This window comes from Cyanobium sp. LEGE 06143 (genome assembly GCF_015207535.1).
In the GTDB taxonomy this organism is placed as follows: domain Bacteria; phylum Cyanobacteriota; class Cyanobacteriia; order PCC-6307; family Cyanobiaceae; genus NIES-981.
Map to the genome: position 1 here is coordinate 21,111 of NZ_JADEWP010000006.1, position 8,097 is coordinate 29,207.

Below are 8,097 nucleotides of genomic sequence, written 5' to 3' on the forward strand. Positions count from 1 at the left end.
TGACGGCTGGGGGAGCATCAGCGTGGCTGAGTTCGAGAACCTGGAGGAGACTCAGGAGCTGTTCCGTCTTTGGAATGCGCGTTGTCACGGCATGTCGTGTCTGACCTGGTTCCTTGGAGCTGTCATCCAATCCCCCATGGAACCAGCTCATTCCCTGCGGTTCTGATCTGAACCTTCCCCTGAATTCCCGATGACCAATTCCGCAGAGCGCGCCAGCAAGATCTGCCCCGTGTGTGGGCGACCGTTTCAATGGCGTAAGAAATGGAAGGACGTGTGGGAGGAGGTGCGGTACTGCTCGGAGCGCTGCCGGCGCCGGCGCCACACGATCCCTGTCGCTCCCGTTGGTGCGGAGTAGGCCATTGCCTTGAAGCTCAGGAGCAACACGTAGGACTGATTGACTCCCATGGCAAGGCAACCTTGGAGAAGGTAAACAGTGATCTGGAATGCCGGTATTGGCCTCATCATCACCCGCTCGTGATTGCCTTGGTCGTTGCAACGCTGAAGACTGTGAACGTTCATTCAGCCAGCAAATGACGAGGCTCACAACTCCACTCTAAAGCAATCCCACCGAGCCATGCTCTGTTCACTCGAGAGCTTCCCGGTTTACCATGTGCAGCGATTCAATGTTGCTCCTACACCCGCTCTTCTGAACTCTTCATCGATAAACAAGAAATCGGGGGAACCCCATCTCTATCCGAGATGAGACTCGTTCAATCGGCAGCATTCCTCCGCGCCGTTGGCGTTGCACACCTCATTGCAGAGCGAACGCTTGCCATCACCTGGCCGCAGAAAGCTTCTGGTTCGGGGTCTCGTTGGGCTTCGGGAAATTGAAGGTGGCGGGTCAGGTGCATGGCTGTGTTGGCTAGGCATCTACACAGCGAACATTGCCTGAAGAACACCCAGCAGCTCATTCAGCGTAGTCTCCGACAGACTCCCCAATCGCTTGACGAGACGGTCTCTGTCTACAGCTCTCAGCTGATCAGCCACAACATGGCCGTCCTTGCCATCAAACCTGCAACGCACACGAAATGGGTATGGATGGCCGCCAGTTGTGAGCGGCGCAACAATGAAAGTGCGAAGGTGAGAATTCAGCTCGTTCGGCGACACTACGGCACAAGGCCTCGTCTTCCTGATTTCAGATCCTCGCGTGGGATTCAACGCGACAAGGAAGATATCGCCTCTTGAGACGTGTTCTTCATTCACCATGACCACTCTTCGTCATCAAACTGGGTAGCGCTCATTTCATCGAGAAGTCCCTCTGGCACCAAAGACGATGCCGCCTCTGCCCAACCAGCCCTCGGATGAGCGGATGGTCTGATCGTCAGAACCCCTGGAGCCGCTTCGATCTCGACTTCGTCAGCCAGCCCCGCAACCTCAAGCAGCGGCTTGGCGAGGCGGATCCCTCTCGAGTTGCCGATTTTTACCAGCTTCGCTCGCACCACGACCAAACCCTACACACGTGCTCACATTGTAGCCACGGTGGTGACTGCCGCGCATCCCCCTGCTCTGAAAAACGCCAAGATCAGCGGCGGCAAGTGCTCCAATGCGCTTATCAGGCATCTTTACCCCGGCCGCTAGATCTTGATGTTAGCCTGGCGGGATTACGCTCTCAAGGTTACCGAAGCCTGGATAAACTGAATAAAATCTTTTGAGTAGAATCTTTCTGCTTTCATTATGTACCGGGCTCGAACACCGCTGTCGCGATCACAGCTGCCTATAAGCTCAACTTCAGCATCCTTGGTTTCGTGCGCAAATGTTATGAGATTAATTGCTGCAAACTCGCCAGATGATATTTGGTGATCTTTAAGTAACCTGCTTGTGGCAACACCTGCATAGTCGTAAATAATTCTGCGCGCAAGCCCTTTCTCGCTGAGCTTTGAATCTGATGTCATTCTATGTAGCAATCCGTTTCTTGCTCCGTACAGGTCTACTGAGCTGCAGTTAAGGTTTCCTCTGCTTAACAGCCATTTATCAGCCCAAGTCTGAAAGCGCACCGACACCTGAATGCTATCATCAGTGGCTTCAAGCCAGGCCAACGAATCAATATGCGAGTAGATTAGTATAAGTGCGGGCAACCACAGTTTGTCCTCAATGCATTTCTCAGTCGCTCCTCGGTATTGGTCGAATGCTCCAAGGATAGGCAATAGTCCAGTGTATTCGTCTCTATTCATTGATCTGGTTCACGACTCTTTGTGCTCAGGCTAATATCAGGCTTAGCGGCGCGTTATTTACGGCTACGGGTGCAGCCCATGGTTTGGTGATATTCAACGTGGTCTGCCCCGGTATTTCCTGTGCCGCTTCCGGGCTCGTGCGAACTTATAACAGCTCTGAGAATCGACTGAAGGCATCCATGAGGGTCCGGTGTATCGCCGCGACGTCGGGATCCTGGCTGGGGATATCGACGTCGGGATCGTCAGGTAGCCGCTGGAACTCGACCCATCGCCGTGCGATCAACCAGCGACTGTCGACTTTTTTGAGCAAGTCCCTATAGCCTCCTGTCATGAGGACCCTGAAGCCACGCGGAGTCGCGACCGTCACGAGAGTACTGGCGAAACCGGTTGCTGACAGGCCGTTTTCGGCGATGTGGTGGACCGGAGAACTAGTGATATGCCGCGCGCCAATTCGAGTATGGATCTCGGCATAGGCTCGCAGCTTGTCACGTCCGACGACTGCACGCTCGCCATCACCGAACGCTCCATTTTCGGTAAAGCACTCTACCCAACCATCGATATTGTGGGCGTCGAGGGTGAGGCAGTAGCGCCCGAGAAGGTCGAGAATCTCGATCCTATCGATCACGCGACTGATCTCTTTTTCGTCCATAATCTTGCCTCCGGCACCCCTACAGTACGTCATTTGTCGGAGCGGCTTCGCTGTCGCCCTCCGCCTAACGCTGCCCATGAGTGGCAGGCAGGGAATGTACAATGCAAGTAGAGAACCAATGGAGGCCTGTCCACCCGAGTGGCTTGTTATCCGTTCCTTTATGCGGTGACACTTCTCTGGAGTGCTTCCTGAGCGAGCAAATTAAGACTCTTTCCCTGCGCCTCCGCAGTCATCGCCAACTTCTCATGTAGTTCAGGCGGAATCCGAAGATTGAATTTACCTGAATAGTGTCTGCGGGGCTCGATTCCTTGCTCCTTGCAGACCTCAAGAAAGACGTCCAATGACTTTTTGAATTCTCGGCGAAGCTCCTCAGGACTGGACCCATAAAAGTCCGCTCCTCCAGAAAGCCCAAGAATTTCCCCGCGAAACTGATCCGTTCCCTCATCGTAGTCAATTTTGGCGTGGTAGCCATCCACAGTCATGAGATTCATGGTGTCACTCCGTGTTCTTCAAACCATTTGCGGATCGAAGCAACGGCACCCTTGTCTGTATCAGGCGATGGGTGGGGTCTGTGGAAGACCCTGACTTCGCCAAACAGAACGACCGCGACTCTGCTGCCCGCCCTCTCACTGACATCCCCACCAAGCTCCAGAAACAGGGCCTCGATGTCCCTCCACGGCAAGCTGCCGCTTACGGGACGAGAGAAGATCAGCTCAAGGGTGTGCTGGTGCTTCCGCTTCATTCCAGCATGGTACTGCTTCTCGGTACCAGGCGTGGCTTGCGGTCAACGGCTTGCTGGATACGGATAACGCTCCAGATCAGCGGCGGGCAGGACTCTCATTGACAAACCAAGCATCAATGCCACCGGCAGCTGTATCTGGATGTTATGCGGGTTTTTCGGCACCCACTACTGGTCGTTGAATAGCAGTCTCATACATCTCGGAGGACACATCCTCAAGTTCTAGATAGGAACTCGGAACCAACAATACTCGCGGACGGCTAGATTCCTTTGTCCATTCCACTACTGTGCCATCTTTGTTCTTGCGTTTCAACCTTGCTCCATTGCCTAAACTCATTGAAAAGAAATCAAGAAATCGGCGTGCGCCTACTCCAGTAAATGGCTGAAAGACAACACGAACAGACTCCATGCCTCCCTCAAGACTAGTTTGCAAGTCAATTGAGTCTGAATGAAAGTCAAGAGCCTTGCTTTTTGGATAGGGCTCTACATAAACAACCCGAGAAAGGCCTGCTGCAATAATGTGCTTCGCACAGTTATGGCATGGGAAAGTTGTGTTATAGAGTGTCGCGCCATGACAATCTATCCCGGCCCTCGCGCACGACAAGAGTGCATCCATTTCAGCATGAACAACTCTCCCGAACTCGGTTAGGTCAGATATTCTACTCGCACGCAGAATCTTTTCTATTTCCGCCAGAGCGCTCCCGGGTAATTCCGATATATTCTTGCAAGCACCGAGAATGCTTCGAACTATCTCTCCTTGCTCAGACTTATTGGAGTCTTCGCCGCGCTTATAATCCTTGCCATCTTCGATATCCTCAACCTTTCCTGAATCGTCTGCCTGCGCCCAATAAAGACCGCCACCAGCTGACGGGCATTCGTTGGCTCCTGTCGCAATAATCTGATTGTCTCTGGTAATAATAGAGCCAACCTGTCGCGATAGATCACCGGACCTTACCGAACTGGAGAATGCCATGAACATTGCATACTCATCAAATGTTGGGTTGAGATACGGGTTTCCGAAGATAAGCTCCAGGAATCTCTGTACTGAATTCTTGATGTAGTCCTCACTACTTCCAAAGCTGAGAAAGAAGTCGGAGAGATGATAGGCGTCTCTTGTGCGCTGTCCATGGGGAATCTTCTCGTCTTCATCAATTGAGGTGAGTTCTACTGCATGTTCTGATGAGATACCTCTGTCTTCTGTTAAGTAGCGTATACGACGTTTTTCGTCCGCATGAACACCGATCAGATAAAAGCCTTGGCCATAAATCCTTCGAAGAGAATGGACCTCGTCGGGATGCTTAAGCGAATTGATAATATACGCTAGTTTAGACTGGTTGTCAGCTCTACTCTCTTTTATTTTCTTGGCAGCACCCTACGCAAGGATCCCGTTGTCTTGCGTTCTTTCCCTAAGTGAATCACCCCGGCTCATCAAGTCCCTGATCCTCTCATACTCGCTTGCATACGCCGAATCGCCGCCTTTGCTTAAGAGCGATGAAACCTTAATCTCTTTGGTCTGGTACCCGAAGCCAGCTAGCCTGTTTGTAAGAGCTGTCACAACTCTGCTGGTTTCTGTGCCTACTGAGCTGACTATTCCTAGTATTAGTTCTGAGTGACTGAGGCTATCTGATAAATATTGGGAAGTAAGATTCGTATCAGTTTGAACTGTGGCTGGTTTCAGTCCTGCATTGCTAGTGGCTGATTCTTCAGGTGATGAGTAGGTATGCGTTTCGTCAGCAGTACCTGGAAATAAAATTCTTCTGACTTGGCGCTCGAGTTCAGACTTGTCTGGCTCTTTCCCCTGAAACTGCAGTGTTCCCGTTGACTCGAACCAATTCAGTATCCCATCATTCAATCTGTAGACTTTCTTGTTGGGCTGGGTTTCTTCCCAGCTGCCATTTAGTTCCACAAGAGCACTCTTCAGCTCAGTATAACCTTTGGAATAAACGAGCTTCATAAGATACTGGCTCTCCAGTTCTTTTGGGTTTAGTTGTCGACTACTCTAATCATGATGCGTCAGTGCTGCCTTGCCGGCCATCAGAGGCTGCCCCTGCTCCACATAACGCCGAATGGGCGGGTCCGGTATCTACCTCAACCCACGCGCCCCTGTCAGCCTATCTCTTCTCGGTGCACTCTGCCATGGACGCCAACTTGACTCCAGCGCATTGGTTTCTGATGGCCAGGCCAGTTGGATGAGGGGTTTTATGCGGATCTGATAACCGTATGGCACACCTGATACACAGTCAGAGTTCATCGGCAGGGCTGGTGACGCCCATTGGGCCCCGATTCAGTACATGGGTGTAGATCATCGTGGTTTTCAAATCGCTGTGCCCCAGTAGCTCCTGAATGGTGCGGATGTCCTGGCCGCGTTCCAGAAGGTGGGTGGCGAACGAATGGCGCAGCCTGTGGCAGGTTGCCGGCTTGCTGATCCCAGCTGCCAGCACCGCCTTGCGCACCGCTTTCTGGATCAGGCTGGGATCAAGGTGGTGGCGGCCCTCTTCACCGGTGGCCGGATTGCACCAGCGGCTGTGTTGTGGGAACACCCACTGCCAACACCATTCGACAGAGGCATTCGGATACTTCCGGGCGAGGGCATGGGGCAGCTGCACCCGCCCCCAGCCCTTGGCCAGATCCCGTTGGTGGATCACCCGCACGTCCACCAGATGGGAGCGCAGCTGCTCCGCTACGCGAAGGGGCAGCAGGGTGCGTCGGTCCTTCCCGCCCTTTCCGTCGCGCACCGTGAGTTCCTGCCGGCCGAAGTCCAGGTCATGCACCCGCAGCCGCAACGCCTCCATTAACCGCAGGCCGCTGCAGCACAGCCCGCACCCCTTGCACCGTCAGCACCACCGGCAGCCTGCGGCGCGTGCGCGCCCGCACCACACCCTCCAGCTCCAGGTCCCGTTCCAGCAGTTCGCGGTACAGGAACAGCAGCGCCGACAGTGCCTGGTTCTGGGTAGAGGGGCTCACCTGCCGATTCACGGCAAAATGGCTGAGGAAGGCATTCACCTCGGCGCTGCCCATCTCCCTGGGGTGTCGCAGGTTGTGGATGCGCAGAAACCTTCTGAGCCACTGCTCATAGGTCTTCACCGTGCGACGGGCGTAGTGGCGGGTCTGCAGTTCCTCCCGGTAGCGCTGGATCAGCCCTGCAGCTTTGGGTTGCTCTGGCATGGGGGCCTGCGCCATGGCGACGACTCAGAGTTGCCACGGCTGCCCAGGCATCTCAGCAATCCAGTGATGTGCACCGTTCGGCGTCGCTGATGTCGCCCCGTTCCCGCTGCCACTGGCGGCGGCGCAGCTTGCCGTAGGCCTGGCAGAACTCCTCTTCGAGGGCCTGGCGCAGGCCGGTGTCGGCGTCGAAGGCATCGAGGGCCTCGCCCAGGTCGGCAGGCAGCCTTGGGCAGATCTCCGGTCCCAGCGGGGCGGCGTAGTTGTCGTTGTCATGGCGAGGTCCTGGCTCGAGCCCTCGCTCGATGCCGTCCAGGCCCGCCGCCAGGATGGCGGCCTGCAGCAGGTAGGGATGGGCAGAGCCATCGGGTAGCCGCAGCTCCAGGCGCTGGTCATCGGGGATGCGCAGCAGGTGGGTGCGGTTGTTGCCGCTGTAGCTGATCCCCGCCGGGCTCCAGGTGGCCCCCGAGGTGGTGGGCGGCGCCGCCAGCCGCCGGTAACTGTTCACCGTGGGATTGGTGAGGGCGCAGAGGGCTGGCGCGTGCTCCAGCAGACCGGCCAGAAACTGATAGGCCAGGGGCGACAGGCCCAGCTCACCAGCGGGGTCATGGAAGAGATTGACGCCAGCGGCGCTGTTGCCGGGTGCACCCCAGAGAGAGAGATGGGTGTGGCAGCCGTTGCCGGTGCGCTCGGCGAAGGGTTTGGCCATGAAGCTGGCCTTGAAGCCCTGCTGCTCCGCCAGCGTCTTCACCATCACCTTGAAGAAGGCGTGGCGGTCGGCGGTGGTGAGGGCGTCGGCGAAGGTCCAGTTCAGCTCGAACTGACCGTTGGCATCCTCGTGATCGGCCTGGTAGGGCCCCCAGCCCAGCTGCTCCATCGCCTCCAGCAGCGGTCCGATCAGCCCGTAGCGACGCATCAGGGCCAGCTGGTCGTAGCAGGGTTTCTCCTGGTGGTCGCCGGCATCGGCGATGCTGCTACCGTCGGCGCCCAGCAGGAAGAACTCGGCCTCCACGCCACTGCGCAGCTCGAAGCCCAGCTGCAGCGCCCGCTCCTGCTGAAGCCGCAGCAGGCGGCGCGGGCACTGGGCCATCGGCTCACCGGCCAGCACCAGCTCCGCCGCCACCCAGCCCACGCCCGGCTGCCAGGGCAGGGGGGTGAGGCTGGCGGGATCTGGGATCGCCATCACGTCCCCGTCGGCGGGGGAGAGATCCAGCCAGGCCGCGAAGCCGGCAAAGCCGGCGCCGTCCCGGCCCATCGCCTCGGCGGCGGAGGCGGGCACCAGCTTGGCCCTTTGGATGCCGAACAGGTCGGTGAAGGAGATCAGCAGGAAGGAGAGCTCGAGCTCCTGGAGCCGTTGGGCGAGGGGGGTCATCGGC

At 56.5% G+C, this 8,097-nt stretch carries 10 protein-coding genes and 1 pseudogene; 1 reads left to right on the plus strand and 10 read right to left on the minus strand.

The genetic code is table 11. The annotated features are described in order from the left end of the window. The first annotated feature begins 190 nt into the window (after window positions 1-190). Entirely contained in the window at window positions 191-355 is a 165-nt protein-coding gene (locus IQ216_RS01215; RefSeq protein ID WP_193813984.1) for a DUF2256 domain-containing protein, read from the plus strand. 515 nt (window positions 356-870) lie between these two features. Here the strand turns inward: IQ216_RS01215 and IQ216_RS01220 are convergent. From IQ216_RS01220 to glnT, 10 genes and pseudogenes are all read right to left on the minus strand, one after another. Then, window positions 871-1,206: a type II toxin-antitoxin system PemK/MazF family toxin gene (locus tag IQ216_RS01220; RefSeq protein ID WP_193813985.1), complete on the minus strand. Its 336-nt coding sequence runs from the start codon at window positions 1,204-1,206 to the stop codon at window positions 871-873. Beyond that, the gene (locus IQ216_RS01225; protein WP_370566546.1) at window positions 1,200-1,442 is read right to left on the minus strand and encodes an AbrB/MazE/SpoVT family DNA-binding domain-containing protein; all 243 of its coding nucleotides are present in this window, start codon (window positions 1,440-1,442) and stop codon (window positions 1,200-1,202) included. The genes IQ216_RS01220 and IQ216_RS01225 overlap by 7 nt, the downstream gene beginning before the upstream one ends. A gap of 159 nt (window positions 1,443-1,601) precedes the next feature. Beyond that, window positions 1,602-2,000, minus strand: a complete 399-nt coding sequence (locus IQ216_RS01230) for a hypothetical protein (protein ID WP_193813987.1) — start codon at window positions 1,998-2,000, stop codon at window positions 1,602-1,604. Window positions 2,001-2,316: 316 nt separating this feature from the next. Beyond that, window positions 2,317-2,820, minus strand: a complete 504-nt coding sequence (locus IQ216_RS01235) for a nuclear transport factor 2 family protein (protein WP_193813988.1) — start codon at window positions 2,818-2,820, stop codon at window positions 2,317-2,319. 158 nt (window positions 2,821-2,978) lie between these two features. Beyond that, entirely contained in the window at window positions 2,979-3,302 is a 324-nt protein-coding gene (locus IQ216_RS01240; RefSeq protein ID WP_228006991.1) for a type II toxin-antitoxin system HicB family antitoxin, read from the minus strand. 5 nt (window positions 3,303-3,307) lie between these two features. Then, window positions 3,308-3,562: a type II toxin-antitoxin system HicA family toxin gene (locus IQ216_RS01245; protein ID WP_193813990.1), complete on the minus strand. Its 255-nt coding sequence runs from the start codon at window positions 3,560-3,562 to the stop codon at window positions 3,308-3,310. 142 nt (window positions 3,563-3,704) lie between these two features. After that, window positions 3,705-4,916 carry a deaminase gene (locus tag IQ216_RS13985; protein ID WP_370566547.1) on the minus strand — a complete coding sequence of 404 codons (1,212 nt, stop codon included), beginning with the start codon at window positions 4,914-4,916 and terminating at the stop codon, window positions 3,705-3,707. A gap of 15 nt (window positions 4,917-4,931) precedes the next feature. Then, window positions 4,932-5,513: a hypothetical protein gene (locus IQ216_RS13990; protein WP_228006993.1), complete on the minus strand. Its 582-nt coding sequence runs from the start codon at window positions 5,511-5,513 to the stop codon at window positions 4,932-4,934. Between the two features lie 286 nt (window positions 5,514-5,799). After that, window positions 5,800-6,739, minus strand: a pseudogene (locus tag IQ216_RS14600) (integron integrase). 37 nt (window positions 6,740-6,776) lie between these two features. Beyond that, a complete protein-coding gene (gene glnT / locus IQ216_RS01260) occupies window positions 6,777-8,093 on the minus strand; it encodes a type III glutamate--ammonia ligase (protein ID WP_193813992.1) in 1,317 nt (438 codons plus the stop codon). Between the last annotated feature and the right edge of the window lie 4 nt (window positions 8,094-8,097).